18 protein-coding genes are annotated in these 26,606 nt (G+C 48.8%); 16 read left to right on the top strand and 2 right to left on the bottom strand.

The window, feature by feature from the left end:
* The first annotated feature begins 421 nt into the window (after window positions 1-421).
* Both ACHZCY_RS22500 and ACHZCY_RS22495 read left to right on the top strand, forming a co-directional pair.
* Window positions 422-2,161 (top strand): FG-GAP repeat domain-containing protein, encoded by a 1,740-nt coding sequence (locus tag ACHZCY_RS22500; protein ID WP_319550479.1) that lies wholly within the window; start codon window positions 422-424, stop codon window positions 2,159-2,161.
* Window positions 2,162-2,576: 415 nt separating this feature from the next.
* On the top strand, window positions 2,577-3,824 hold the full coding sequence (locus ACHZCY_RS22495; RefSeq protein WP_319550478.1) for a porin family protein: 1,248 nt from the start codon (window positions 2,577-2,579) through the stop codon (window positions 3,822-3,824).
* Window positions 3,825-3,950: 126 nt separating this feature from the next.
* Here the strand turns inward: ACHZCY_RS22495 and ACHZCY_RS22490 are convergent, their stop codons facing one another.
* Entirely contained in the window at window positions 3,951-5,771 is a 1,821-nt protein-coding gene (locus ACHZCY_RS22490) for a response regulator (RefSeq protein WP_319550477.1), read from the bottom strand.
* A 620-nt stretch (window positions 5,772-6,391) separates the two neighbouring features.
* Between ACHZCY_RS22490 and ACHZCY_RS22485 the strand changes: the two genes are divergently transcribed.
* The 9 genes from ACHZCY_RS22485 to ACHZCY_RS22445 all read left to right on the top strand — a co-directional run bounded on the left by ACHZCY_RS22485 (window position 6,392) and on the right by ACHZCY_RS22445 (window position 15,862).
* Window positions 6,392-6,835, top strand: a complete 444-nt coding sequence (locus tag ACHZCY_RS22485) for a HEAT repeat domain-containing protein (RefSeq protein ID WP_319550476.1) — start codon at window positions 6,392-6,394, stop codon at window positions 6,833-6,835.
* On the top strand, window positions 6,828-8,807 hold the full coding sequence (locus tag ACHZCY_RS22480) for an ATP-dependent DNA helicase (protein WP_319550475.1): 1,980 nt from the start codon (window positions 6,828-6,830) through the stop codon (window positions 8,805-8,807). Before ACHZCY_RS22485 ends, ACHZCY_RS22480 begins: the two co-directional genes overlap by 8 nt.
* On the top strand, window positions 8,794-9,807 hold the full coding sequence (locus tag ACHZCY_RS22475; protein ID WP_319550474.1) for a polyprenyl synthetase family protein: 1,014 nt from the start codon (window positions 8,794-8,796) through the stop codon (window positions 9,805-9,807). The genes ACHZCY_RS22480 and ACHZCY_RS22475 overlap by 14 nt, the downstream gene beginning before the upstream one ends.
* A gap of 9 nt (window positions 9,808-9,816) precedes the next feature.
* On the top strand, window positions 9,817-10,743 hold the full coding sequence (locus tag ACHZCY_RS22470) for a divergent polysaccharide deacetylase family protein (RefSeq protein ID WP_319550473.1): 927 nt from the start codon (window positions 9,817-9,819) through the stop codon (window positions 10,741-10,743).
* 2 nt (window positions 10,744-10,745) lie between these two features.
* A complete protein-coding gene (locus ACHZCY_RS22465) occupies window positions 10,746-12,020 on the top strand; it encodes a glycosyltransferase family 4 protein (RefSeq protein ID WP_319550472.1) in 1,275 nt (424 codons plus the stop codon).
* A 145-nt stretch (window positions 12,021-12,165) separates the two neighbouring features.
* On the top strand, window positions 12,166-13,302 hold the full coding sequence (locus tag ACHZCY_RS22460) for a glycosyltransferase family 4 protein (protein ID WP_319550471.1): 1,137 nt from the start codon (window positions 12,166-12,168) through the stop codon (window positions 13,300-13,302).
* Entirely contained in the window at window positions 13,299-13,916 is a 618-nt protein-coding gene (locus ACHZCY_RS22455; protein WP_319550470.1) for a histidine phosphatase family protein, read from the top strand. Before ACHZCY_RS22460 ends, ACHZCY_RS22455 begins: the two co-directional genes overlap by 4 nt.
* A gap of 6 nt (window positions 13,917-13,922) precedes the next feature.
* Entirely contained in the window at window positions 13,923-15,074 is a 1,152-nt protein-coding gene (locus ACHZCY_RS22450; protein ID WP_319550469.1) for a glycosyltransferase family protein, read from the top strand.
* Window positions 15,071-15,862 carry a DUF2334 domain-containing protein gene (locus tag ACHZCY_RS22445; protein WP_319550468.1) on the top strand — a complete coding sequence of 264 codons (792 nt, stop codon included), beginning with the start codon at window positions 15,071-15,073 and terminating at the stop codon, window positions 15,860-15,862. Before ACHZCY_RS22450 ends, ACHZCY_RS22445 begins: the two co-directional genes overlap by 4 nt.
* Here ACHZCY_RS22445 and ispH read toward each other — a convergent pair.
* Window positions 15,859-16,779 carry a 4-hydroxy-3-methylbut-2-enyl diphosphate reductase gene (gene ispH / locus ACHZCY_RS22440; protein WP_205223857.1) on the bottom strand — a complete coding sequence of 307 codons (921 nt, stop codon included), beginning with the start codon at window positions 16,777-16,779 and terminating at the stop codon, window positions 15,859-15,861. The two genes, ACHZCY_RS22445 and ispH, sit on opposite strands and share 4 nt — an antisense overlap.
* A 135-nt stretch (window positions 16,780-16,914) precedes the next feature.
* Between ispH and ACHZCY_RS22435 the strand changes: the two genes are divergently transcribed.
* The 5 genes from ACHZCY_RS22435 (at window position 16,915) to ACHZCY_RS22415 (ending at window position 26,601) form a co-directional block, all read left to right on the top strand.
* The gene (locus ACHZCY_RS22435) at window positions 16,915-18,231 is read left to right on the top strand and encodes a BamA/TamA family outer membrane protein (RefSeq protein ID WP_319550467.1); all 1,317 of its coding nucleotides are present in this window, start codon (window positions 16,915-16,917) and stop codon (window positions 18,229-18,231) included.
* Between the two features lie 83 nt (window positions 18,232-18,314).
* Window positions 18,315-18,965: an ABC transporter permease gene (locus ACHZCY_RS22430; protein ID WP_319550466.1), complete on the top strand. Its 651-nt coding sequence runs from the start codon at window positions 18,315-18,317 to the stop codon at window positions 18,963-18,965.
* Window positions 18,966-19,044: 79 nt separating this feature from the next.
* The gene (locus ACHZCY_RS22425; protein ID WP_205223854.1) at window positions 19,045-19,773 is read left to right on the top strand and encodes an ABC transporter ATP-binding protein; all 729 of its coding nucleotides are present in this window, start codon (window positions 19,045-19,047) and stop codon (window positions 19,771-19,773) included.
* Window positions 19,763-24,613 (top strand): FtsX-like permease family protein, encoded by a 4,851-nt coding sequence (locus ACHZCY_RS22420; RefSeq protein WP_319550465.1) that lies wholly within the window; start codon window positions 19,763-19,765, stop codon window positions 24,611-24,613. Before ACHZCY_RS22425 ends, ACHZCY_RS22420 begins: the two co-directional genes overlap by 11 nt.
* Window positions 24,610-26,601: a DUF6785 family protein gene (locus ACHZCY_RS22415; protein ID WP_319550464.1), complete on the top strand. Its 1,992-nt coding sequence runs from the start codon at window positions 24,610-24,612 to the stop codon at window positions 26,599-26,601. Before ACHZCY_RS22420 ends, ACHZCY_RS22415 begins: the two co-directional genes overlap by 4 nt.
* The last annotated feature ends 5 nt before the right edge of the window (window positions 26,602-26,606 follow it).

Below are 26,606 nucleotides of genomic sequence, written 5' to 3'. Positions count from 1 at the left end.
ACCATCTTGTTCAGTATTACTACCAAAAACTTTGAATCCGGCACCACCTGAACTGATGAGGAATTCGGGCCGGCAGGTTTTCCACTACCTATATTTTGAATATTCCCACAAAGAGTTGCCCTTAAAGGCCTGACAGCAGTGCCTTATCACTGAAATTCTTGCAAGATACCTCTTTCTTCAATCTATAAATCAGGTATACTGACCGCTATATTTAACGGAGGCCTCAAGCAGTAACCAGTAATCCGCCAAAGCCGTTTAAGGAGTACTGAAAAACCGCCTCCTTGAGCAGTGTCACAGAGGCAATGGTCCGCCCTTCTTCCCCTTGGGGAAAGCTGAAAAGGAAACAACCAGGCCGGCTAGATCACTGTTTATATTTTTAAAAATATTTCTTTTATAAAAAAGCAGCAATAGGAGTTCTACAGTGTCCACACACAATTCCTTTCATCTCATCCCTGCCACTCCCATTCCAATACAAGCCTTACGCCTTTCATTTGCAGCCTTACTGGTGGTGATGGTATTCATAAGCTATTCCACTGCTTATGCAGAAAATCCTCCCCCTAAAGGGAGCAAGGTGCTTTTCATGCCGTTTTCCGTCAATGTTCCAGGCTCCTACGCTTATCTTGAAAACGGCCTGAGTTCGGTACTCTCAAGCAGACTGGCCACCCGCGCAAAGATACAGCCCATTGCGGGAAAAAGTACCGGCAAACAACTGGCTACCTTCCTGGAGGGCGGTCAATACAATGCTTTTGGCAAATTACTTGCCAAAACAGATGCCGATTATCTCATATTCGGTTCTCTGGACCGTCAGGATAGTCTTTTTACTCTCACCAGCTATGTTTTTCAAAAATCACCAGGCCGGGGGCCGGTCAAGTTTGAAGAACCTCTTGTCGGTATAAACCAGGCCATGGATGCTGTAGACAACATGTCGTGGAAAATCAGCGGTCAAATATTCGGCCATCCCCAACCGACAAAAGCTAAGGAGTCGCCTGCTGCAGATGGTGTAGCAGCTTTCCATACAGCCCACCCGGACCGTACCTACCGAGAAGGTTTACTGCACAGCACAATGGCAGGACTCGGCATCGGTGGCCGATTCGAGCTGGTTAGCTCTCATCGCAGCGGGCGAATCTATGAGGATGTGAAGGATATAAACGCAGTGGATATTGATGGTGACGGCGTTACCGAGATTCTGCTGTTAACAGATTCTCAACTTCAACTGTACCGGTTTGAAAAAAATACCTTTCATACCATAGGCAACATCCCACTGGATAACCATTTGCGCTTACATTCGGTTACCTTTGCCGACATGGACAACAACGGGATACAAGAACTGTACATCAGCGGCAATAGCGGCAACAGGCCTTCTTCTGCCATTATTACCTGGCAGGGAAAAAAGGCAAAGGTAATACAACGTAATATCCCCTACTATTTACGTGCGGTTTCGCAACCAGGCCAGCCCCCTATCCTCTACGGCCAGGTTGGCACGCCCACCTTGCCAAGCAACGGTGCAATATACGAATTGCAAAGAGACAGCCAAGGGACTTTTACCCGAGTGAAAAAAATCGGCCTCCCAAAAGGCGTTCAGGTATACGATTTTACGGTAGCCGATATAACTGGGGACAAAAGCAAAGAAACAATACTGATTACGCCTGGCAATCGGTTACAAGTGCTTAATGAAGCGGGCAGTGTGATGTGGACAAGTAGCGAACAGTTCGGTGCAGGGCGCAATTTTTTCGGCACCCTCTCAAGCAACGAAGAACGTTCCATAACCGTACCGACCTACATCAAATCAAGGCTTGTTATCACCGATCTGGACGGTGATGGTATTAACGACGTCCTGGTCGGCCGCAACCAGGCAGAGCATGTCCGTTTTATGCCGAGGCTCAGGTATTTTGACGGTGGTACCATAATGGCGCTTACATGGAAAACCAACATGCTCACCCCATTGCTGGAGACCCAAAAACGACCTGATTACATAATTAATTATCAGGTGATGGGTGCTGCCAAGCAACTAGAGGGGCAACAGGATTTTTTCCTTGTTTTCAGCGAAGCAGAAACAAGCTACCCCTTCGCATTCTGGCAGACCAATTCTGCAACCATTAACGGCTATCGCCTGCGATTAAAAGCTGACAGCGACAATCAGCAGCAACCCGCCGACGGATAAATACAAAAATAACACTGATGGGCAACTTGAATGAGTAGCAATTGAATTCGAGCTCAGGCAAACCATTTTCTCGGGTACGATGACTTTTACCACAGGACGGTATTTGGTATCGAAGTCTACCCCTTATCTCCGAGGATAAAATTTTGAACATGACAACGCAAGCACAAGACTCCGTGAGATCTGGCTAAATGGTAACCATCCAAAACAGCCTACTCCCCAAGGTCTAAATAACTGTTTATTAGTCATTATCTCTGCCCACCAACAGGAAAAGTAAAAAAAATTAAACTTTAAGTAAAAAAAACTTGACTCTCCTTGAACAACGTTATACTTTGACAGTGAATCATGACGGAAATTTAGTTTTTTCCTCTTCTAGAGGAAGAGGCGTTAAACAAGACCTTTTAATGAGGAGATCAAGATGAAAAAAGTACTCGCAACAGGCGCAGCACTGCTTATGGCTGGTAGCATTGCTACTGCGGCTGAAATGGACGACCAGTCCGGCGTAAAAATTACCGGTAATGCTCGTGCCCGTGTAATCTACAAAGACAAGTATGATTTCGGCAACACCGACGCTGATGCCAATACCACCATGGATTCCCGTGTTCGTTTTGAAATACGCGGTACCGCAGCAGGCGGCGCATACATTCACGGTCGTATCCGCCTGGCAGAAGAGAAATTTAATGGTACAACTTCCATAGCTGCCGACGACAACATCTATGTTGACAAAGCATACATCGGTATTCCTTTCAATGACGCTTTCACCCTCGAAGGTGGTAAGTATCGTGTAAGCTATGGTAACGGTTTCATGTACGATGATATCGGACTGGCTGGTTTCCGTGGTATCTATGCTGCTGACGGCATCCAGGTAATTCCTTTCCTCGAAGTACAGTCCGAGGGTCAGGTTAATGGCATTCCTCAGGATATTTTGGAAGACAATGATTCCTATCGTTTTGGTGCAGCATTAACCGTCACCAGCATTGAGAACTGGTCAATAGGTGCTATCGCTGCTTATGATACCGACGACCGTGTTGAAACACAAGTTGTAGACAATGCTTTGGTAGATACCGGTAACGGTAATGCTGATGGTTTCTGGGGCTCCATATTTGCAAAAGGTACCATTGCTGACGCATTCGGTATCGAAGGTGAATTTGCCTATGCAGAAAACGGCGTAACCCTTGATAAGGTTCAAGGCGCAGGCACTGACGACGGATATGGTGGTTATGTTCGCGGTAGCTGGAGCATGGATGCCCTGACTCTCGCTCTTGACCTTGGTTTCACCAAAGATGGTTTTGCACCTGACCCATTTTACGGATTCGTAATGCTCGGCGGTGAAGAACCAATTGGTGCATTGTCAATTGGTGGTAGCGCAGTCGATATGTACTGGGCTGGTCTTCGTGTTAACTATGCAGTAACTGAAGCCCTGAGCCTCACGGGTAACTTGGTCTATGCAGATGCAGACACCAACGACGATTTCCCTGCAGATCAGACCGATCGTGTATTCGATGCAATGGAAGTTTCCGGTGTTCTCAAGTATGCTGTATCCAAAGGTTGCACCTTCTCTTGGTACGCAGGCTACCTGAGCCCATCCTACGATGGTCGTCTTGATTCAGTACTAGAAGATGACGGTGCTTTCGGTACCTATGCTAAATTTGATGTAAACTTTTAATCTGAATTACATCATCTAGCAGTTGTACATCTAAAAAGGCGAGCCTTGTACAGGGCTCGCCTTTTTTTATAACTCCCTGCAAAGAAAAAATCCCTTCCACCAAGCTACCAACAGCTTGCGCTTTTATCAGGCAGGCAGAGTCACCACCGCCCTTGTTCCTCCATTTGCCCTGGCCTGTATTGTTAATGAACCATGATGGTCTTCAACAATCCGCTGCACAAGCATCAGCCCCATACTGGTGCCAACGGTTTGGGTTGTAAAAGCAGCTGACTCAGTCCTCTGCTCAAAGCCGAACCCACCAGCCCCAACGCCAGTATCAGTTAGTATAATTTGCACCTCGCCTTCCCCCTCTACTACCTCTACAGTGAGCTCACCTCCGTCCGGCATTGATTCGATACTGTTACGGATAAGGTGTACCAATACTTTCTGGATCAGTTGCTGATCAATACAAAGCACAGGCTCTCTATCTGGAAATATAAGTTTGTGGGTAATAGCATGTTCATGTAAACCAGGGTAATGAAGGAGCATGGATTTGTTAATAACTGAAAAAAGCGGCACAGACGCAAAAGAAGGCTGCGATGTTTCCACAAAACTAAAGAGATCCTCAAGGATAGCTTCAATTTTTTCAGCCTCACTGGTCATCATATTGAGAAACTGCAGCCACTGACTGTCTTCTGTTTTTCTTGCAAGTAAGCGGGCTGTACCACCAATGGAAGTAATAGGGTTACGTATGTTATGGGCTAACTCCGCAGCTACATGACCAACCGCTGAGTATCTTTCGGTTTCGATCAACAGGTCTTTATTTTTCTCCAGTTCACGGGTCATTGCCTCAAGCTCTTTAATCTTCCGGTCCATTTCCATGTACAGATGACAGTGCTCAATGGCCAGACTGGCTTGACTTGCAAAACTCTCCAGCGCCTGAACACGTTCAGAGGTAATGGGTTTTTTGGAAATATAATGATCTGCGATAATGACGCCCAAGGAACGATTGGATGAAAATAGCGGGACCACTACAAAAGAATCTTCCTGCAGCAGACCTATTAATTCCACAGGGACCTGGAACTCACTTTTTCCGTCGACAACGCTGATGGATTGTCTTGTTCGCACCGCCCGAACAAATAGGTGGTCTTCTTCTTTTACGTCAACACAAATAGCCTTAACAATCCGATTTACTTCTGTATCGCTTGCAAGCACGTTACTGCGGGATAGCAAATCCTGGAAATCCAGGTCAAGCTGCTCAAGATTGTGCCAGATGCGGCCGCCGTCCTCCATGCTGCCGGGCCCTATGGCCATCTGTCCTTGGAGCTGAGTACCTTCATCATTAAACAAGGCTAAAAACGCCCGATTAAACTGCAACCCTTCTTCAGCGGTAATACCGACTAAAATTGCCTGCAGAATTTCATCGAGTTCCACCAGGCTCAGGAAAGCGGTATTCATCTTAATCGCAAGTTCATGGGCAAGCTGGAGACGAAAACGTGCCTGCTCCAATTGTTGCTGATACAATCTGTTATTTATCTGGAGACGGCGTTTCTCAAGGACTTTTTGTATTGTGGTCAACAAGTCTGTAAAATGAACGGGCTTGGCAAGATAATCATCAGCTCCAAGGCGTATACAGGAAAGGGCGGTTTGCAAATCGCTGACCGCCGTCAACATCACAATAGAGAGATCCTGGTATTGTTCTCTTAGCTCCGGCAGCAAGCCCATTCCATCGGCATCAGGAAGCCCGATATCCAATAAAACCAAAGCAACATTATGCTCGCGAAGTGCCTGAAAAAGGCCGGCTGCAGAATTTGCAGTAATGGTGGGGAATTGCTCATTAACCAAAAACTCCTGCAACAAGCCGACAATGTCCGGGAAGTCGTCAACGATAAGTATAACTTCATCCCGCTGCAGCAGTTCATCACTTTGCGGCGCCCCTAGACGAGGCAAGTTTTGCGATTTCTTCATTGGAAATGTGCTTTATTTGTAACCAGTTACAAGTGCCTCGTTTTTGAACAGGCGCAATTTTTGGCAGGTAAGCGAAGACACTGCCAGCCTATCAATGCGGGAGATCGTGACCGCCAAAAAAGGTAAGCGACCAACGGAAGACTTCATGGGCTGCCTGTGAGTAGCAACCTTTATTCAATAATTTGCAGAAATAGTCGCGTACCCCTTGGTTCTACTCATGAAAATATGGTGTGTCAAGGATCGTGATTGCATTCTCACATTGCCTCATCAAGGGTCCCATGGTATGCAGAGACAGCTTATCCGATTTTTTCATGAGCATCTTGTCATTCTTTGCGTGATATGAATCAGTTCGTATTTATATTGTTAAAACCTATCACATGAAAAATATATAAAATATACTGACCAAAGATCAATCCATGCGGCACCAGTACCTTTCGTGTTTCGGCAGGAAAAGGTGAGTGGAGACTTGGATAGGAGTCTGCGCTTACCCGGAGTCTGCGCTTACCCGGAGTCTGCGCTTACCCGGAGTCTGCGCTTACCTATTTACTACCAAACACTTTCACCCCGGCACCGCATGAACCGAGGAAAGATACCGGCTAACTGATACGTATCACTCTACTATGCATACACAACCTATTCACGCTACCAAGCAGCCCCAGTCCACTGTCAGTGACGATGAACTGCAAATCGTTATCGCAGATTTTTTGGAAATGGGACATGTTGATAATATTATTGCTCTGTTCAAGCAGGAGCCACGCTGTCATACGTGGAGCGGAACGTTGCTTGCTGACCAGCGTTTTGCCGTCCGGCTTGGTCTTGCAGTGCTCTATGAGCACCTGGTTGTTGAATGCCCCCAAGACGTCCATTTAGCGATTCCCTCTCTTGCAGAGGCTCTCAACAACGAAAAGGAATGGGTTCGGGGGGAAGCAGTTAATCTGCTCGGTATAATCGGCTCAGACCAGGCAATAGCACTTGTCCGATCCATGACCGATGACCCCTCCTTCCAGGTCGTTGAAATAGTTACAGACATAATTGACACAATAAACACAACACCACATGGATGACTACTACGGCAGTAAGGGCCTATTGTCTCGACATATGCCGGGATTTGAGCCTCGAGTTGGCCAAGCCGATATGGCAGCAGCGGTTTATGATCTCCTTACAAGCAACGATGACTTGCCTTTTGGCGAACAAGATCAGGCGCAATGCCTGGCCATTGAGGCAGAAACAGGACTGGGTAAAACCCTGGCCTACCTTATACCGGCAGTTGTAAGCGGTCGCAAGGTGGTCGTTTCCACCAATACCCGCAATCTTCAGGACCAGATTATTAAAAGGGAAATACCCTTTATTCAGCAACATATAGCCCCTGAACTGCAGGCCATGTGCGTTAAAGGTCGGCAAAACTACCTTTGCCTGTACCGATGGCACCAACTTAACACCGAAAAACAATCTTCCTTGCTGGATGGGGAAGAAAAACAAACAATCCATGAATGGGTTGAGGACACCATGTATGGTGACCGTTCAGAACTCTCTTGGCTTCCTTCGAACTCGCCGCTGTGGCAGAAAGTTTGCTGCCTCTCCCATTTTTGTCTTGGCAGTGACTGCCCGGAAAGCAGCCGCTGTTTCCTTAGCAGACTTCGCCGGGACGCAGCTGCAAGTCAGTTGCTTATCGTTAACCACCACCTCTTATTTTCTGATTTAGCTATCCGCAAAACAGGGTATGGAGAGGTTCTTCCTCGCTACGAAGCTGTTATCTTTGACGAAGCGCATCACATCGAAAATGTGGCTTCCAATTTTTTTGGGTACTCTTTTTCTAAATACCAAATAACCGATTTAGTCGGTGATATTGAGCGTAGCGCGTCCACTGCATTAGCCGATACAAACAAAAAACTCACCCTCGCCCAGACCACTTCCCTTACGGCAGCGATTGAATCGTTGAACCTGCAGCTACCAATGGAAAGGGGCAGGTTTCCTTTGGACCAGGTACTGCAGCATAATTCCACCCTTGAAAATATAGTGCAAAGCATCCTTAACGCACTTGAAAAGCTGGGTGCCAACCTGGACAATATACGAGGAGGCGACGAACCATGGGAGCAGTATGCTAATCGTTGCCATGAACTGGCAGCCAGGCTCACTCTGATTACTGCCGACTCGCTTGACGACTGCCCGGCTGATGAACTCCATTATACCTACTGGTTTGAGAGAACGGAAAGAAACATTGCCCTTTTTGCCACTCCCATTGATGTTTCCCAGGAATTACAGTCTACCCTTTACGCATCTGTCTCAGCCTGTGTGTTCACCTCTGCAACGCTGACCACCGGCGGTGATTTTCACTTTTTTTGCAAACGGCTTGGGCTACCGGAACAGACAAAAACGCTCTCGTTCCCGTCACCCTTTGATTATCTCAACAGAACGTTGCTCTATATTCCGAAAAATAATTTTCCAGAGCCTGCTTCACCCGCTTACACGGCAAAAGTACAGGAACAGATAAAACAACTCATTGAAAGTGCTCAGGGAAGGGCGCTTGTCTTGTTCACTTCTTTTAAAGCAATGGAAACGGCCTTTTACAGTCTCAAAGGACACATCCCATATCCGATGCTTATCCAGGGGGAAGCACCTCGGCATGCATTGCTGAATCAATTCAGCAGGGATATCCGGTCCGTACTTTTTGCTGTTTCCAGTTTTTGGGAAGGGGTAGACATCCCTGGAGAATCCTTGAGTTTAGTGATCATAGATAAGTTGCCGTTTGAAGTACCCAGTGACCCTGTTCTTATGGCCAGGATTAACCGCATCAAGGCAAATGGTGGCAATCCTTTTTTCGAATTCCAAGTCCCAAGGGCCATTCTTGGTTTGCGCCAGGGAGTTGGTCGACTGATGAGAGCCACCAATGACAGAGGGGTGATTGCTATTTTGGACATACGACTTTTTACTAAAGGATATGGCCGCCGCTTTCTAAAAAGCCTGCCGCCGAGTCCGCTTACCAGAGAATACCAGCAGGTTGCTGATTTTTTTCGTGACGACAATGATGCCCACTGAACAAGTTTATATTGAAAACCTCAAGAAACATGCGGCTGCAGCCAACATCAGGGTGGAGTCTGCCATACAGGCTGACCTTTCCCATGTTTTGAGCAAATGCGATCCCCTATTGCAAGAGATAGTCAACTATGCCGTATTTAGCGGCGGTAAACGGATACGACCGTTATTGGCCATCCTCTGTTCAAGACTGTGCGGACGAGACGATGACGATCTCTACAGGCTGGCTGCGGCCTTTGAGTATCTGCATGTAGCCAGCCTCATCCATGATGACATCATTGATCATGCCCAACAGCGCCGAGGCAAGGCATCCCTGGTTGCCGAATACGGTTTTTCCTCCGCTATCCTGGCTGGTGACTGGCTCCTTTCTAGGAGTATGCGCCTGGTTGGTAAATTGGGCGGCCAAATCGGTTTGACCATTTTTTGCCAAGCAACCGAAGGCATGGTGGACGGAGAATTTCTTCAGCTTCGCTGTGTGGCCAATCCGGAGGCAACGGAAAAAGACTATTTCCGAATCATTCAATGTAAAACCGGTAACCTCATTTCCTCTACCTGCGAAATAGGAGCACTCTATGGCGGAGCCAGTGATGATGAAAGAAAGGCTCTCTCTCTGTTCGGCGATAAAATAGGCACTGCTTTTCAAGTAGTTGACGACTTGCTCGACTATCAAGGAAAGGCCCGGGAAACAGGAAAAGCAGTGGGAAACGATTTTGTTGAAGGGAAAATCACCCTCCCTTTTATTCGAGCTTATGCCCAGGCCGATGCCCCACATCGAGCATTGCTGCGACAACTGATTACAGGTGATAGGCATTCGCCCCAGGCCTATCAGCAGACACATAAACTGATTGCGTCCCATGACGGCTTCGCTTCTGCAGAAAAAACGGCAAAAGCTCTGATAGAAGACGCAGAACAGTCGCTCCAACTTTTTCACCAGCACCCCGACCAGGAAAGCCTGACCGTACTCCAGGCGCTTGGTCAGTACATACTGCAAAGAAAAAAATAATCGTCCACAATGCTTTTTCTCACTTCCTTACAACGGTTTTTTGCCTGCTTTACCCTCTTGGCTATTCTTCTTCTTTTGAGCAATTGCGGTAATCAACAAAAAAAAGACCAGGTAGCCACCGAGGCTGCACCCAGTTCCCAACTGCCGCACGTGCAGGAGGTTGCTCCTAATGCGTTGCTCATCGTCTTTGAAGAACCTGACCCGCCTCCTCACACGGAGCAACAAGCATCCGTTAGTGTAACAGCCGCAAAGAGCAAACACGTCGTACTTCAAAAAAAGCGTCCCCAGGTTGCAATCATCATCGATGATATGGGCCATCACCAGATATTGGGGGAGCGCCTGTTAGCCCTTGAGCTAAACCTGACCTACTCCTTTCTTCCCTTAGCACCATTTACTGCCACGCATGCGCAAATCGCCCACGAGAAAGGGAGTGATATTCTTGTTCATATCCCCATGGAGCCCAAGGATCCACAATGGAACCCTGGAGAAGGAGCACTGTATCTGAAAGATGACAAGGTCCTTTTACGGACCAAAACCGAGCAATTGATTGGCGTTGTTCCCCATGCCATTGGTGCCAACAACCACATGGGGTCCCTGTTTTCTGAAAACAGGGAGGCCATGCAAACAGTACTCTTAACACTGCTAAAAAAGGGCTTCTTTTATATCGACTCCTTTACCACGGCACAATCAAAAGGACTGGACGAAGCTCAACGTCTCAACATCCCAACTAACCGGCGTCATGTCTTTCTCGATAACGACCATGATCCCAAAAAAATATGCAAGCAGATTAAAAAACTGATTCAACTGGCTCAAAAAAACGGTTCGGCCATTGGTATTGGCCACCCCAACAAAGCCACTCTCGCCGCACTGACCCAATGTAACAGGGAGCTGCTTGCGACAGTTGACATCGTGGGCGCCCACAATCTGGTACAATAACTATGAATGCTCCATCTCTTTCCCCACCAACCCTTGGTATGATACTCAAGGGGTACCCCCGCATATCAGAGACCTTTATCTCCAACGAGATACTCCTGCTCGAACAACTTGGTATTCCGATCAGGATATTTTCCATGCGCCTGCCAAGGGAGTCTTTTTGCCATGATTCGGTAAAACAAATTAAGGCCAGGGTCGACTACCTTCCCACAGATCTTTTCCTTGATTTTCAGAGGCTACTTTTGCAGACAACCCTGTATGCGGTCAACAATCCGGCACGCTTTCTTGAAGTACTCAAAAAAGCAGGGCAACGGTTTGAGCGTACGCGAAGCCTTGGGACCCTCAAACACTTGATGCAGGGCTGCTACCTGACCCATCACCTGTTGGCCAAATCTCCGGAGGTGGTCCACCTGCACGCACACTTTGCCCACTCCCCCTCTTCGGTGGCTCTGTTTTCCAGTATGCTCAGTGGCCTGCCGTTTAGTTTCACCGCGCATGCCAAGGATATCTACACCTCAAACCCTAATCAGCTGCGGGAAAAAATAGAACTAGCTTCAATGGTCATGACCTGTACCAGGCACAATGTCGACTATCTACGGTCCCTTGCGCAAGAGACGCCCACACCAATCCACTGCGTGTACCATGGAATCGACCTGGACCTTTTCACTGCCACAGTAAAAAAGGCTCCCCCTGCCCCTCCCTATAAAATTCTCACCATTGCCCGACTGACCGAAAAAAAAGGTATTCCCCATATCCTGGAAGCGCTGCAACTACTGAAAAAAAAGGGGATCTCTTTTACATTCACCTTAATTGGTGATGGAGACGACAAAGAGCAGGTCATACAGCAGATCTGCGCAAGCGGCCTGCGCAAGCAAACTCGCTGGCTTGGTACCATGCCCCATGCAAATGTTATTGAAGAACTCAAAGCTGCTGATGCTTTTGTCCTTGGGTGCAAAATTGCTAAAAATGGTGATAGGGACGGTATTCCCAATGTCCTGGTCGAGAGCCTGGCAATGGGGGTTCCTGCAGTGGGTACTAATATTTCGGCCCTGCCTGAGATATTAATCACTGAACAAACAGGCTTGGCAGTGCCGGCAAAAAGCTCGACAGCCCTTGCAGATGCCCTGTTACGTATCCTGCAAGACACACAACTGCGTAGCCGCGTCACACGTGAAGGAAAAAAACATGTGCAAGGCCATTTCGACAATAAAGCCCTGATTAGACAACTGGCAGCACTGTACAGAGAGGCCATGCCGCAGTTAGGGTCTGTAACGAAATAAATGAGCCGGTTGATTGACTGCCTTTTCGCCCAATCTCTTCGTTATGTCACAGTTATTTTGGTACAACACCTTAGCAACAACCTTTTAAAATCTATCCGCTTTGTAGTGTTTACGGTTTACGCCTGCTTACTGGAGCTGACATGTAATGCGCATTGCTTTTTACGCACCATTTAAACCGCTGGATCATCCCACGCCTTCAGGGGACCAGATGATAGGCAGAGGTATATATGCAAGCTTATGTAGCCAAGGCCACCAGGTTTTTATTGTCAGCAAATTGCGATGCCGCTGGATCTACTGGAACCCCAGCCATATCCTCCAAGCCCTTATCGAAATAAAAAAAGTTATCCACCGTTTACAAAAAGAACCGGTGGATTGCTGGCTTACCTATCATTGCTACTATAAAGCGCCTGATATCGTTGGGCCGACGGTTACTAAAAAGCTCGGTCTGCCCTATATTATCTGCCAGGGGAGTTATGCCACAAAATTTCGCAGACAGTTCCACACCATCCCAGGCTTTATCCTCAATAAAAAAGCATTATTACAGGCAGATCTCCATATCAGCGATCGCTATCACAACCTGGTCGACCTGCAAAGGATAGTGCCCCCGCATCGACTAACCTATGTGAAGCCTGGTTTAGAACCGGCACGTTTTCGTTTTGATAGAGAGTCCCGGCACAAAATGCATACACGGTGGCAAACCAACAAAATGCCCGTTATTCTAACAGCGGCCATGTTTCGCGCCGATGTCAAGAGTAAGGGGATAGCCTGGGTGATTGAATGCTGCGGCAAGCTTCGTAAACAAGGTTTTTTATTTCAACTCGTCATTACAGGAGATGGCCCGCAGAAACAGTACCTGCACCAATTGGCACGACAGCACCTGGCTGATAGCGTCGTTTTTACAGGCGCGTTCAAACACGAGCAGATGTATCAAGTCTATTCCGGAGGTGACATTTTCGCCTTTCCCGGTTTTCGCGAATCGCTGGGCATGGTATTTTTAGAAGCACAGTCGTGTGGTCTGCCTGTTGTAGCCTGCGACAATGGTGGAATTCCAGAAGTGGTGATCCATAAAAAAAGCGGCTTACTTTCTCCGGTCACCGACAAAAATGCGTTTACAGCCAATATCAAAACCCTGCTGACAAACCAGCAGCTGCGCCGACAGATGGGTAAATATGCTGCTCAGCGCGTCAGGCAACATCATGATAAAGAAAAAAATTATGGAACAATGGGCTCCCGCATCCAGGATGTTGTCCGGCAAAACCATCCACATCTTGCTTCGCCATGAAAACTGATTCCACACAAATAGGTTTAATTCGACATTCCATGACGCTCTGGAACGAAGAAAAAAAAATCCAGGGACAACTGGACAGCCCTCTTTCCTGCAGAGGAAGAGCAATGGCCGAGACATGGGGAGAAACGCTGGGGGCCTTGGGGTGGCAGCGAATCATCTCCAGTGACCTGGGTCGAGCCAAAGACACTGCCGCAATTATCAATCAACAATTGCACATTCCCTGCAGTACTGACGGTCTTCTCAGAGAACAAGATTGGGGTGCATGGACAGGGCTTACCTTGGCCGAAATCAAACAACAGGACAAGGCTCTTCTCAAAGTAGCTCAAAAAAAGGGATGGCAATTCCGGCCCCCAGGAGGAGAATCACGCCAAACAGTTCTCAAGCGCAGCTTAGAAGCGCTCAATCAAGCAAGCCAAACCTGGCCAGGGCAGCGAATGCTTATCGTGTGTCACGAAGGCGTTATAAAATGTTTACTCTATCACCTTTGCGGCCGCGCCTTTTTGCCTGAAGAACCGACTATTCTCAAAAAATACCACCTTCACATCCTTGCAATGCATAATTCAGCGCTTGCCCTTACCCACCTTAATCATTTACCACTTTCAGCCTGAAGCACCATGCGTATTTTAGTATACTGCCAACATGTGCTCGGTATTGGCCATCTTGTCCGAACTTTTGAGATACTCAAGGCTTTAAAAGGACACCAGATCACCCTGCTTCTTGGTGGCGCAGAGATAAACTTGGCCCCTCCTGAGCATGTCACCACTGTTCAGCTCCCACCGCTGATGATGGACGCTACCTTTTCCACCCTCTCCCCCCCCACCGGTGAACCACTTGAGAAAATTAAAAAGCAGCGGCAAAAAATTATCGGCAATTGCTTGCGTGAAGTCCAACCGGATATCCTCCTCATAGAGCTTTACCCCTTTGGCAGAAATGGTTTTCATTTTGAAATTGCCCCACTGCTCGAGCAGGCGAAACAGGAACTTCCTTCCTGCCTCATAGCTTCAAGCGTTCGTGATATACTTGTGGAAAGAGACAACCGAGTGAAATTTGAGCGACGGGCAGTGGAAAGGCTCAACCATTTTTTTGATTTGCTGCTCATCCACAGCGACCCTGCTGTCATCCGCCTGAACGAAACCTTCAGCCGAATGGCCGATCTCAAGATACAAACTGTTTATACAGGGTATGTGCATCGCCCGCCCAAGCAAGAAAAAAGCGTACAGAAAACAACGCCGGCCCTGCCTCTGATAGTTGCCAGTGCCGGCGGCGGAAGTGTTGGCTATGCCTTGTTGGAAGCAACACTCAAGGCGCATACGCTCCTTGCGAGTCAATCTCCATCCATCCTGAACCTCTACACAGGACCGTATCTGGAACAGGAGAAGCAACAGAGGTTGATAAAACTGGCGGGCGACCATGCCCGGATAGCCACCTTCTGTGATGACCTGCCTGCAGCGCTTCGACAAGCAGCCCTCTCTGTTTCCATGGGCGGCTATAACACCACCATGGATGTGGTTGCAGCCGGTTGTCCAGCGCTCATTTATCCTTTCAACCAAAACCATGAGCAACGACTCCGTGCTGAACGGCTCCAACACTATGTGCCAATCACCCTGCTTGAGGCAAAGGATCTGCTGCCGCCTGTTCTTGCCCACCACATGCACGAGGCCTTGCACGTTCCATCGTCCCCGTCAAAACAACCGGCAATGGACGGAGCTAACCAGACAGCGCAAACATTACTGGCAATGGCCAAAGGCAAAAAAGAAACCCTATGAAAAATCTCCCGGCACCGCTTTGGACAGCCCCTCTTCCGCTGAACACCGAAAAAAGCCTGCGTACAATTCTCTCAGCCTATAAAGACACGCCTATTTTTTTTCGTGCAGATGATATCGGTGGAAAAACAGATCCGCTCTTTCATCCGCTGATGGAGCTTTTTCTCACCCACCGTATACCGCTTTGCCTTGCGGTAGTCCCCACCTGGATCGATAGTGCTACCTGGTCTCACTACCAGCAGTACCAACCGCAAAGTAGCCAATGGTGCTGGCACCAGCATGGATACAGCCACACCAACCATGAGCAGGCCGGCAAAAAGGCGGAATTTGGCCGTTCCCGAACTAAAAACGAAGTGAAACAGGATATAGTAAACGGCAAAAATAAACTGGCAAACCTGCTGGGAGAGGCCTTCCACCCCGCGTTTACGCCGCCATGGAACCGATGCTCCTCGCACACATTGGAGACACTTGCGGAACAGCGATTTTACGCAGTTTCACGATCTAAAAAAGCAGCGCCGCTTCCACCTGCGGAACTGCCGGATATACAAATAAACATAGACCTGCATACCCGTAAAGAACAGGACGCTACAACATCGTGGGAAGCACTGTATGCAGAAATAAACCAGGCAGCCGATTCAGGGATCATGGGAATTATGCTGCATCACCAGCTGATGAACCGACAGGGCTTTGCTTTTCTTGATCTGCTGCTCCGGCTTGTGCAGGAGTACCACCTTCCTGCCTGCACCTTTCAGGATATGAGCAACGAAATTCGATCATCATTTTTTCACTAAACGTCAAGATCCGGGATCTGGAAACGTATATTTTCCTCCTCTCCTTCCAGCTCGGTAACAGGGACATCTTCCTCACCAGCCAAATGCTGAATAACCTCCGTGACCAGATGTTCAGGAGCTGAAGCACCGGCCGTAATACCGACTCGCTCAACACCAGCCAGCCATTCTGACGCTATCTCACCGGCATGATCGATGAGATAGGCAGGAGTTCCCTGCAACTGGGCAACCTCCCTCAATCTGTTTGAATTTGAGCTGTTCTTTGAGCCAACGACCAGCACCACATCCACCTTTTCCGCCAACTTACGGACCGCATGCTGCCGATTTGTGGTTGCATAGCAGATATCTGAACGTTCAGGAGCACTGCTGAGTGGAAATCGCTTGTGGATGGCTTCAAAAATATCTTTGGTGTCATCCACACTCAAGGTGGTTTGAGTGACATACCCGACCATACTCTCATCAGCCACGACAACTTCAGCAACTTCCTCGACCGTCGAAACGACATGCACATTACCGGTGGCATGGCCGCAAGTACCCTCCACCTCAGGATGTCCCTTGTGCCCTATAACCAGGACATCATATCCTATTTTATTGAGCCTGCTTACCCTTCGATGAACCGTTGCCACCAGGGGACAGGTAGCATCAATACTCCGCAGGCCAAGCTTGACGGCTTTTTCTTCAACCGCTGGAGAAACACCATGGGCGCTGAAAATAGCAACCGCACCTTGGGGGATGTCTTCAAGTCGCTCAACAAAAACAGCCCCTTTAGTTCGCAACTCATCAATAACATGGCTATTATGTACTATCTCGTGGAGAACAAACACCGGGGCTCCATGACGTTCAAGAGCTTTATTTACAATGGCAATTGCCCGGTTGACGCCTGCACAAAATCCGCGTGGCCTTGCAAGGAATATTTTCATATTTTTCTATCCAACACTAGTATAAATAATTTTTCTCAATTCAACGCAGTGAAAAGTAGCCATATTTCGATGAAAATGCTACCCTTCAGACAGTACCTACTTTTATAGAAAATGCCAATTTAAGGATATGCTTTCATGAACCTTTTCAATAAAACGTTGCTGCTCGCACTCTGCCTTCCAACCATCCTGGTCACAACCCTTCAGGCCAAACCCATGACCTCGGTAAAAAACACGACCATCCGCGATGAAAACCCAAAAAAGCAGCAATCTACCCTCATCTTACCCTATGCTTTTTCTTCGGATTCCATGGGAACCACGATCGGTGTCGGCGGCATGATGAAAGGCTATGGCCAGGATCAATTGCTGCTGGGCTCAACCGCATTTGGTAGCTTTGATTCCGCAGTCGGTTTGTTTCTCGGCATGTGGGACTACAGGCCCTCCTGGTCACAGCGATTGTTTTTCGGCGCACAGGGAATGGTCGGTCACTATCCGCGGCAGCGAGGCTATAGTGCACCTTTTTTTGAAAAGGGGCAAACCCGGCCGGGCAGTAACGACTCTGATAAAGATGCTTATATTGAAGAAAAGGGGTATGACAACTGGACCGACTTTAGGCTCGAGTACGTTCTTCCCTTGGGAAGCGGTCAGGATAGAGGAATGGTCACCTACAAGTTAAAAAACGGCCTGCTGCAGTCAACGCCGGTGGGTGGTGAAACATGGAACCCGATGGAAAACGGTATCACAACTCTCCTGCTCAGACAATATAATCGTTATCGCAGCTTTGACACAGACCAGGGGGAACTTGAAGCAACCACCCACCCTGTTCAGCTAGCTGTTAGCTATGATAACACAGACTTCCCCACTAATCCGTCCATGGGGAGCTCACAATACCTGTCTGTTACCCATGATTTTGGGTGGCTTGAATCGCCGGACGACTGGACATTTATAGAGTTTGAAGCGAGCAAATATTTTTCTCTTGGCCCCTCAGAGTATGCCAGACAACGTATTATAGCCCTAAACTTCTGGACCGGCGATGCACCCAGCTGGGAGGAAACAACCAATGCAGACGGTATTACCACAGTGAGCAACCGACCACCCTTTTATGAAGGAGCAAGCCTGGGTGGTTTTTACCGGATGCGCGGCTTTCCACAAGACAGATTTAATGACCGTTCAGCGATTTACACCACTGCTGAATACAGATACACTCTGGATTGGAACCCTCTGGGCAACATCTCGTGGTTACGCTTTCTGCAAAGCGACTGGATGCAGCTGGTTGGCTTTGTCGAAGGAGGCAGAGTGGCCAATGAATATGATCTCTCAGAATTATTTCAAGACTGGAAAGTAGACGCAGGGGTTGGCCTCCGCTGTTTGTTTGCCGGCTCAGTAGCCAGACTTGATGTAGCAGTATCAGACGAAGGAACAAACATGTGGGTCATGTTTGGCCAGCCCTTTTAAACTGCAGTCCGAATCTTTTCTAATGCATGTTATTCAACCAGGTAATGTGACTGCAACGGCATAACATTCAATAAGGGAAACATATGGAAAGGCTGCCCCCCCTGCCGTTATCAAAATCCATTGAGATCGCCTATAAATCGATTAAGGTGCGTTTTTTTCGCAGCCTAATCACCACAACCAGCCTGGTGTTGGCGGTTGCTTTTCTCTGCTATATTCAAGTCTGCAACAATCTAGCCAATGCTCTTTTTCTGACCGGCGAGCCTACGGCCCTCCAGGCCCTTGTCAAAGCCGGCTTTGACATCACCTCCCAGACAACAGCCATAGGTGAAGATGCCAAACAACAGTGGATAGTTGTCCTTTCCCTCCTGGTTTGCGTGGTAGGTATCGTCAATGCCCAGCTTATGGCCGTCACAGAGCGTTTTCGTGAAATAGGTACAATGAAATGCCTCGGAGCTCTGGACCGCGTGGTCCTGCTCCTCTTTTTAATTGAAGCAGCCATGCAGGGGTTTGTTGGAGCCACTACAGGAGCATTGCTCGGCTGTGTTAGTGGGATTCTCAGCTCCCTGTCTTCTCTGGGAACCGCCTTGTTTGATTCGTTTCCACTGCAAACACTGCTGCTCACCATGCTCAAAGCTACCCTCACAGGCTGCCTGCTCAGTCTGGTTGGTGTTATTTATCCGGCCATTAAAGCAGCGCGTATGGAACCTGTGGAAGCTATGCGGGTGGAACAATGACACCTCTTGCAAAAATATACTTAAACTGTACACACCCGCTTTGCTCAGTGTCCGGTAACCTTTACCTGTAACGAGTATTATGCAACACTCTATCGTCCGAACCACTGACGTCAAAAAAAGTTTTCAGCTTGGCAAACACCAGCTGGAGGTACTTAAAGGTATCAGCCTGACCATCTCAACCGGCCGCTATATCTCCATAATGGGCCCTTCAGGATCCGGCAAGTCTACCCTGTTCAACATGATAGGCGGTCTGGACAAACCTACCTCCGGAAAAGTCTTTATCGATGAAGTTGATATTGCCCAGTTGGACGCCTATGAGCTGGCCTGGTTACGGTGCCGTAAAATAGGGTACATTTTCCAGACTTTCAACCTCATCCCCGTAATGACGGCCCTGGAAAATGTGACGCTGCCCATGACCTTTGGCGGTACGGGAAATGATGAAGCAGTGGAACGAGGTATGGGACTACTCAAGCAGGTCGGCCTGGAAACTCGTTTCAGCCATAAGCCATCGGAACTCTCCGGCGGCCAGCAACAACGGGTAGCCGTTGCCCGCGCCCTTGCCAATGACCCGGCAATAATCCTTGCCGACGAACCCACAGGAAACCTTGATCTCACCACAGGAGAAGAAATCATAGATCTTCTCAAGCAGATGAGTTCAGATCGGGGAGTCACTATTATTTCAGCGACCCACGATTTTAAAATGCTCAACGTATCCGATGAGGTTATCTGGATTCGTGACGGCAGGATTGACAAAATTGAAAAACGTGAAGAATTAAATATCTCTGTAGGCACCATTGATGAGCGTTAACAGCACAGCAAAAACTTGCGACAGCCAAATACGGTTAGTGCCGCGTTCCATGCCACTCTGTATTGCTTCGTTCATTATATCCATACTGTTTTACACTGGAGCAACGTCCGCCTCTCTCCCCCCTTTGCCGCAAGCAGGCAGTTTGCAAACGGCTGTTTCTTTTTTCTCCTCCCTTGGCGATCGATCGACTGCTACTCCCGGTACCATTGCCGCAGCTGAGTATATTGAAAAACGACTGGCTGCAGCTGGCCCGGTGGAATCGGGATATATTGACTTTGCCCTTCCTCTTCGCCGTCACCATGGATCGAAACTCAGCATTGGCAATACCTCCCTTCCTATCCATCCACTTTACTACAATGCCATCACGCCGCAAAACCTTCCTCCAGAAGGCGTACAAGGTGATCTGATCTATGTCGGCAAAGGTGAGCTTGGCGATTTTAATGGTTTGGAAGTTGTCGGCTCGATTGTCCTCATGGATTTTGATTCCGGCCGCAACTGGCTCAATGCGGCTTCACTCGGGGCAAAAGCACTGATATATGTTGGGAGCGACAGAGCAACGCGTCCTCAATTTATAGATAAAATCGAGCTCTCCCCTATTCAGTTTCCCTGCTTTTGGGTAAACGAAACAGAACTTGCCGGCTTCCTTCCCGTACAGCTTTCCCCCAAACGTCAACCGCTTGCCCAAGCCGTCACACTTACAAGTTCCATCCAATGGGAGCGAGGCGCAGGACGTAATCTGTACGCACTTTTTCCCGGCACCGATTCAACCAAAAAAAATCAACTCCTTATTGTCGAAGCTTTTTACGACTCTTCAGTTTTTATTCCCGGTTCTTCCCCTGGTGCGGACGAAGCTCTTTCCATTGCTTCGTTGCTCGATCTGGCCGATTTTCTCCATCACAATCCCCCTCAAAGGCCCTTTCTCCTTGTGGCAACCAGCGGTCATAGTCAGGAACTCGCAGGCATGCGGGAAATGATATGGACAGCCAAGGTTGCCTCCAAAGACCTGCGACAGATGGGGAAAGAAATCAAGGCTGATCAAAAGCTGCGCAGTAGCTACGTTGATACATTGCAGAGTTTTATTGCAGGAAAAACAGAAGAGCTTGATGGCATGAGCCTGCAAGCTGGGTTGCGAGAAACTCTAAAACTCGATATTGACCGTCTTTCAAACGAGTTAATGAACCTTCGCATGGCCGGTGAGACATTTGCGTCAAAAAAACGCATCAAGGTGCTTGCCCAAAGAAGGCTCCTCCTCCGTCAAATCAGCTGGCGCACGAACTTCAACGACCTGAACAAAAACGAGACAACACTCCTTATACCGCTTGCTCAATCGGCAATCGCTACTCACCTTAACGTGCTGTCTGAACTCAACAGCCAGCAAAAAATGCTGAAAAAAAACAGACGATTCCGTTCTCTGCTTGCTGAATTTGAGCCTCGCGCTATCATTTCTCTTCACTTATCGAGCCACGGCAGCGGATTAGGAGCATTTGAACGCGGTTTCATGTACCCGCTTCGCACTAGAATCAATCGAACCGGTGCCTTTCGTGAAATCGATGATGCCCTGCAGCAGGTTGCAGCAGCAACCCCGGCGACCGCACCCATTTTCATATCAACCCTTCGCCCAGACAGGCTTCATCCCTGGCAGGACCTGCTGCCCGATAAGCCGCACTTGGGTGGAGAAGTGAGCTGCCTCGCTGGATTGCCGGGTCTGTCACTCGTCACCACCGGTGATCTCAGGTCAAAATGGGGTACTCCCTTTGACACTGCTGACCATATTGACTGGAGTAAAGCCAGCCAACAGTGGCAATTGGCCAAGTCGCTGATCATGGGCCTGGACAAAGCGGCGGATCTGCCCCTTGGATACATTCGTGACGGGTTTTCCACAGTCTCAGGCAAAGCCGGTCTGCTCCTCCATGGCGAGCTGTTTGCCGAACAACCAGCTCCGGAAACCATGCTGCTCGCCTTCCAGGGACCTGCCCGCTACCACCTGCTTACCGATCTCCAGGGGCAGTTCCTTCTCAAGGGGGTGGCAGATAAAAAACACGTACAGGACAAGGTTATCCTGGAAGGATATAAATTTTCACCTGTGGATGACGGCACCAACTGGGCCATTGACAAAAAACTCACCGGCAAAGCTTCTTATCGAATTAAGATGCAGCGTCAGGCCATGCGTACCGACCTGGTCATGTTTAACTGCAAACAAGTGACCTTCTTTAATCTTCTTGAGCCACGTAGCCTCCGCTACATGACCAAACTACAACTGATTGACGGCCGCAGGGAGGCACCACCGCTACGCTACTGGTACAGCCGTATTGACACCAGGTCCTCGATCATTGCCAGTCTTTTCCTTGAGCCGGGTACACAGATAAAACTGACCCTTTCAGATACGATCCTTAAGAAAAAGATGCTCCTTACCAATTCAGATTCGCTTCATCCGCTGGGACAAGGGTATCTGGTTGACACCCATCCTTCCCTCTATCACACCAATTACCTGACCGCTCGCGACCACTGGGCACTACTCGCGCCCCGAATAGCCAATCTTGAACGCCATGGCATTCATAATGAGCGGATCAAAAATTTACAGCAACAGGGGGTGGCTGCACTTAAAACCGCCCGCCAGGCTCTGCAGGAAAATCAATATCAACTTTTTAGCGAAGCGGCAAACACTTCGTGGGCGCTTGCCAGCCGAGTGTATGAAGATGTAGAAAAGACGCAGAAGGATGTCTTGTTCGGCGTGCTGTTTTACATCGCTCTTTTCGTGCCCTTTGCTTTTTGCATGGAACGTCTCCTGTTCGGCTATGTCTCAATTTACAAACGAATCACGGCCTTTACCCTTATTCTGTGCATCCTCATCGCTCTCATTGCCCAGGTGCATCCTGCCTTTGCTCTGGCCTACAGCCCAACAGTTGTTATTCTTGCCTTTTTCATCATCGGTCTTTCCTTACTGGTCACCATGATCATTCTCCTCCGGTTTGAAAACGAAATGATCCTGTTACAGCGAAGAGCCTCCCATAAACGACCAGTGGAAATTTCTGCCTGGAAGGCTTTTATGGCTGCCTTCTACCTAGGGGTTTCCAACCTGCGCAGGCGACGTCTCAGAACCGCCTTGACGTGTCTGACCCTGATCATCCTGACTTTTACCATCATGAGTTTTACCACTGTCAACACCACGCGCAGGCAAAACAAACTCAACTTTGATGAACAAGGCACCTATCAGGGAGTACTGTTTAAAGACATCAGCTGGACAAAAATGCCAAGGGAGACCTTGTCAACATTCAAATCACTGTTTCATGGACGGGCTTTGGTAGGTCCCAGGGTATGGCTGAGCGCTGAAGACCCGACCCGAGCAGCCCGTATTCAGGTTAATTGGCGGAAAACCCCTTTTCTCTTTCAGGGGCTTACCGGACTTTCCTCCATGGAACCTAAGCTGAGCGGCATTGATTCCATCCTCCTTCAAGGCCGCTGGTTCAACAGTGACGAACCGAATGGGGTTATTATTCCTGCCAGCCTGGCAGAACGAATAGATAGAGATCCTGATAATGCCGATCAGCCGACCCTCAACCTCTGGGGCATGTCTCTCAAAGTAACCGGTATTTTTTCTGAAAAACGCCTTCAAGAATTCATTGATCTTGATGGCGAAATCCTGACTCCGGCTATTTTTCCTTCGGAAAGCATGCGGGAAATGACGGAAGTGGAAAAAGATGCCCTGGAGTCAGGAGAGGATGTACATAATTTCCAAGGTCGCTACCGGCATATAAGTGCCGACCAGGTATTAATTTTGCCGGCCGAAACACTGCTCAGCCTAGGCGGAGAATTAAAAAGCATTGCCCTGACAACACCTCAGCCCATCAGTGATGAAATGCTCACCACCCTGACGGACCGGTTCAACCTGACCCTGTTCAGCAGCGAATCAGATGGGGTTTTTGTCTATAATGCAAGCGACACCATGCAGTATTCGGGTATGCCCAACATCCTTATTCCACTGGTTATATCCATTCTTATCGTCCTCAATACAATGATCAGTTCGGTGTATGAAAGAAAAAAAGAAATCGCGGTCTACACTTCCGTAGGGCTTGCTCCCACCCATGTCTCTTTCCTGTTCATTGCCGAGGCACTGGCCTTTGCCGTGATCTCTGTAGTTCTGGGCTACTTACTGGCCCAAACCAGCGCCGGCTTCCTTGCCGGTACAAGCCTCTGGGAAGGGATTACGGTTAATTATTCTTCCACAGCCGGTGTGGCAGCCATGCTCCTGGTCATGGGAGTTGTGTTGTTGTCTGTTATCTACCCATCAAAGGTTGCAGCCTCCATTGCCATACCTGACGTCAATAAAAGCTGGGTCATGCCCGAAGCCGAGCAAGATGCGCTGACCGTAACCTTGCCCTTTTTAATGCGCTTTCATGAGCATGGGTCCATCTGCGGTTTTCTGCATGCCTATTTCAGCGCCCATCAGGATGTCTCCCACGGTATCTTTTCCACTGGCCCGATCGAGATTATTGATGCTTCAAAAATGGAAACTTACGGGCAACACCGGCTCCCAATGGCCGATGACTGTCTCCATCTGCGAGCCAAAGTCTGGCTTGCTCCTTTTGATTTTGGTATCTTGCAGTGGGTTGATCTCAGGTTTTGCCACGCAAAGGAAGGAGAAGATTTTCTTGAAATTAGTGTTACCCTGACCAGAATGGCCGGTGAGTTCGGGGTATGGCGACGAGTCAACAGTGCGTTTATCCATACCCTTCGTAAACAGCTCCTTGTCTGGAGATCGCTAGACAAGGAAGGCCATGCTCAATATGCCAAGGTCCTTGATCAAGGAACAGCACCCGCTACTACCGAGAAAACAGCATGAATGCTTCTCCCGAAACAGCCCCTAAACCTATCCGCCTGCGGGCGGTACTCCTGGGAACGATGCTGGCCGCAGTCATCTGTGCGCTCACCCCGGTCAACAACATCTATAACCAGGCCACACCCTTAGGAGGAGGTCACTTTCCCCTTGCGCCGTTTTACATCCTCCTCACCACATCCTTGCTGGCCGGAATAATCGCCAGAGTCTTGCCCACAGCACGACTCATAACCGGACAGGAACTTTTGGTCGTCTGGATACAAATGGTCATTGCTTCGGGTATTGCCTACACCGGGCTCACTCGAACCTTTTTCATTAACCTGACGGTTCCCTTTCAATTTGCCACCGCTGAAAACAACTGGCAGGAAACGCTTCAACCACTTTTACCCGACCTCCTCTACCCAGGAGAAGGCGCCATCACTGGCCTTTACAATGGGCTGGCCAATGGTCGTCGTATGGGCTGGCTGGAAGTCATTGCCAATATCCCGTGGCAACATTGGATAAAACCACTTTTGGCCTGGGGGGTTTTTATTCTGCTCTGCTACACCGTCATGATTGCCCTGATCAACCTGCTTTCCCGACAGTGGATTCACAACGAACGTATGAATTTTCCACTGCTACGGGTTCCACTTCTCATGGCGGAAAGTTTTGACAACAATAGTTTACGTTCCTTTTTATTAAACCCCTATCTCCTGTGGGGACTGTCCATACCTGTTACCCTGCATCTGCTCAATGGGCTCAATTATTATTTCCCGTCTGTTCCATCCGTCCCCACCCTGATCCTTGCCGGACCCTATTTCCCCAAGGTGGGAATCCTTTCAGGTTTTATAAAACTTAAGATATATATTTATCCAGTGTTTATAGGTTTTGCCTTTCTGGCTGCCCGCCAGGTTTCCCTTTCCTGCTGGCTCTTCTTTTTAGTCGGCAGCCTGCTCATCGGTCTGCTTGGCGTTCTTGGTTATAATATACCGGCCTCTTCTCTAGGCGTTACCTTTGGCCCTACCCTGGCTCGCCCGGAAGAAACCCAGATGATCGGTGCCTATGGCGTTTTTTTTGTCTTCCTTGTCTGGCTATCAAGGCATCACCTGCAACACATCGTTAAACAGGCCTTTTCCACAGGACCGGTGGCGGTCAACACCGAGTGGTTTTCCATTCGTCTCTCTTTCTGGATAGCAGTGGCCGGGATGGCAGCCATTGTCGGCTGGGCGATTTTTTTCGGTATGCAGCCAACCACGGCCCTGCTCACGGTTTTCGCCTTTTTTATGATCACCCTGGTTGCCTCCAGGATCATATGTCAGGGAGGACTTGGTTATTTTACCCTGACCGCTGCCCCTCTTGACGGATTACTGGTCATCTTTGGCCCAGCACTTTTCAGCAAGGTCGGTCTGCTGATTGCGGCGGTGGCACAAAAAGTATTATTTGTCGATCTCAGGGAATCCCTGACGGCCTCGTTGCTCCATGCACGTGAAGTGCATCACAATATGCATAACAGGCGGTTACTGCTCTTCGGAATCGGCCTGACACTAACAACCGCGGTCATGGTTTCTTTCATGGCCATGCTTGCCCTGTGCTATAAATACGGAATACGGGAACTCCAGCTTGAATGGGCAACCCGAACCTCTTTGGGAGTCTATGAGAATATTGTCCGCCTCAACGATACCGGGATAGAAGCCGGTCACTGGGTAAAAATATTCTCCATCGTCGGGGCAGTGGTGATGGGTATCCTGGTCACCTGTTATCACCGTTTTTATTGGTGGCCCATCCATCCCATTGGCTACCTCACCGCCTATTCGTCTGCCATGCGTATCCTCTGGTTTTCTTTTTTTATCGGGTGGATGTGCAATGCGCTGTGTATGCGCTATGGCGGGGTGGTCTTATTTAAAAAACTACGATTCTTTTTCATCGGCCTGATCATAGGCGACCTCTTTATGGGAGGCACCTGGGCCATAGTCGGTTTGTTCGCTGATGGTAGTTATCAGGTCCTGCCTGATTAGCAACA

The sequence above is a fragment of the Desulfogranum marinum genome (genome assembly GCF_963675105.2).
GTDB classification, from domain to species: domain Bacteria; phylum Desulfobacterota; class Desulfobulbia; order Desulfobulbales; family Desulfobulbaceae; genus Desulfogranum; species Desulfogranum marinum.
This window is presented reverse-complemented; position numbering and strand designations above follow the sequence as displayed.

Coding starts and splice junctions, on each gene's coding strand:
- ACHZCY_RS22435 (WP_319550467.1), top strand. CDS start 16,915: ATGAACCTTTTCAATAAAACGTTGCTGCTCGCACTCTGCCTTCCAACC.
- ACHZCY_RS22430 (WP_319550466.1), top strand. CDS start 18,315: ATGGAAAGGCTGCCCCCCCTGCCGTTATCAAAATCCATTGAGATCGCC.
- ACHZCY_RS22465 (WP_319550472.1), top strand. CDS start 10,746: ATGAATGCTCCATCTCTTTCCCCACCAACCCTTGGTATGATACTCAAG.
- ACHZCY_RS22425 (WP_205223854.1), top strand. CDS start 19,045: ATGCAACACTCTATCGTCCGAACCACTGACGTCAAAAAAAGTTTTCAG.
- ispH (WP_205223857.1), bottom strand. CDS start 16,779: ATGAAAATATTCCTTGCAAGGCCACGCGGATTTTGTGCAGGCGTCAAC.
- ACHZCY_RS22460 (WP_319550471.1), top strand. CDS start 12,166: ATGCGCATTGCTTTTTACGCACCATTTAAACCGCTGGATCATCCCACG.
- ACHZCY_RS22450 (WP_319550469.1), top strand. CDS start 13,923: ATGCGTATTTTAGTATACTGCCAACATGTGCTCGGTATTGGCCATCTT.
- ACHZCY_RS22455 (WP_319550470.1), top strand. CDS start 13,299: ATGAAAACTGATTCCACACAAATAGGTTTAATTCGACATTCCATGACG.
- ACHZCY_RS22490 (WP_319550477.1), bottom strand. CDS start 5,771: ATGAAGAAATCGCAAAACTTGCCTCGTCTAGGGGCGCCGCAAAGTGAT.
- ACHZCY_RS22475 (WP_319550474.1), top strand. CDS start 8,794: ATGATGCCCACTGAACAAGTTTATATTGAAAACCTCAAGAAACATGCG.
- ACHZCY_RS22470 (WP_319550473.1), top strand. CDS start 9,817: ATGCTTTTTCTCACTTCCTTACAACGGTTTTTTGCCTGCTTTACCCTC.
- ACHZCY_RS22495 (WP_319550478.1), top strand. CDS start 2,577: ATGAAAAAAGTACTCGCAACAGGCGCAGCACTGCTTATGGCTGGTAGC.
- ACHZCY_RS22480 (WP_319550475.1), top strand. CDS start 6,828: ATGGATGACTACTACGGCAGTAAGGGCCTATTGTCTCGACATATGCCG.
- ACHZCY_RS22485 (WP_319550476.1), top strand. CDS start 6,392: ATGCATACACAACCTATTCACGCTACCAAGCAGCCCCAGTCCACTGTC.
- ACHZCY_RS22415 (WP_319550464.1), top strand. CDS start 24,610: ATGAATGCTTCTCCCGAAACAGCCCCTAAACCTATCCGCCTGCGGGCG.
- ACHZCY_RS22445 (WP_319550468.1), top strand. CDS start 15,071: ATGAAAAATCTCCCGGCACCGCTTTGGACAGCCCCTCTTCCGCTGAAC.
- ACHZCY_RS22420 (WP_319550465.1), top strand. CDS start 19,763: ATGAGCGTTAACAGCACAGCAAAAACTTGCGACAGCCAAATACGGTTA.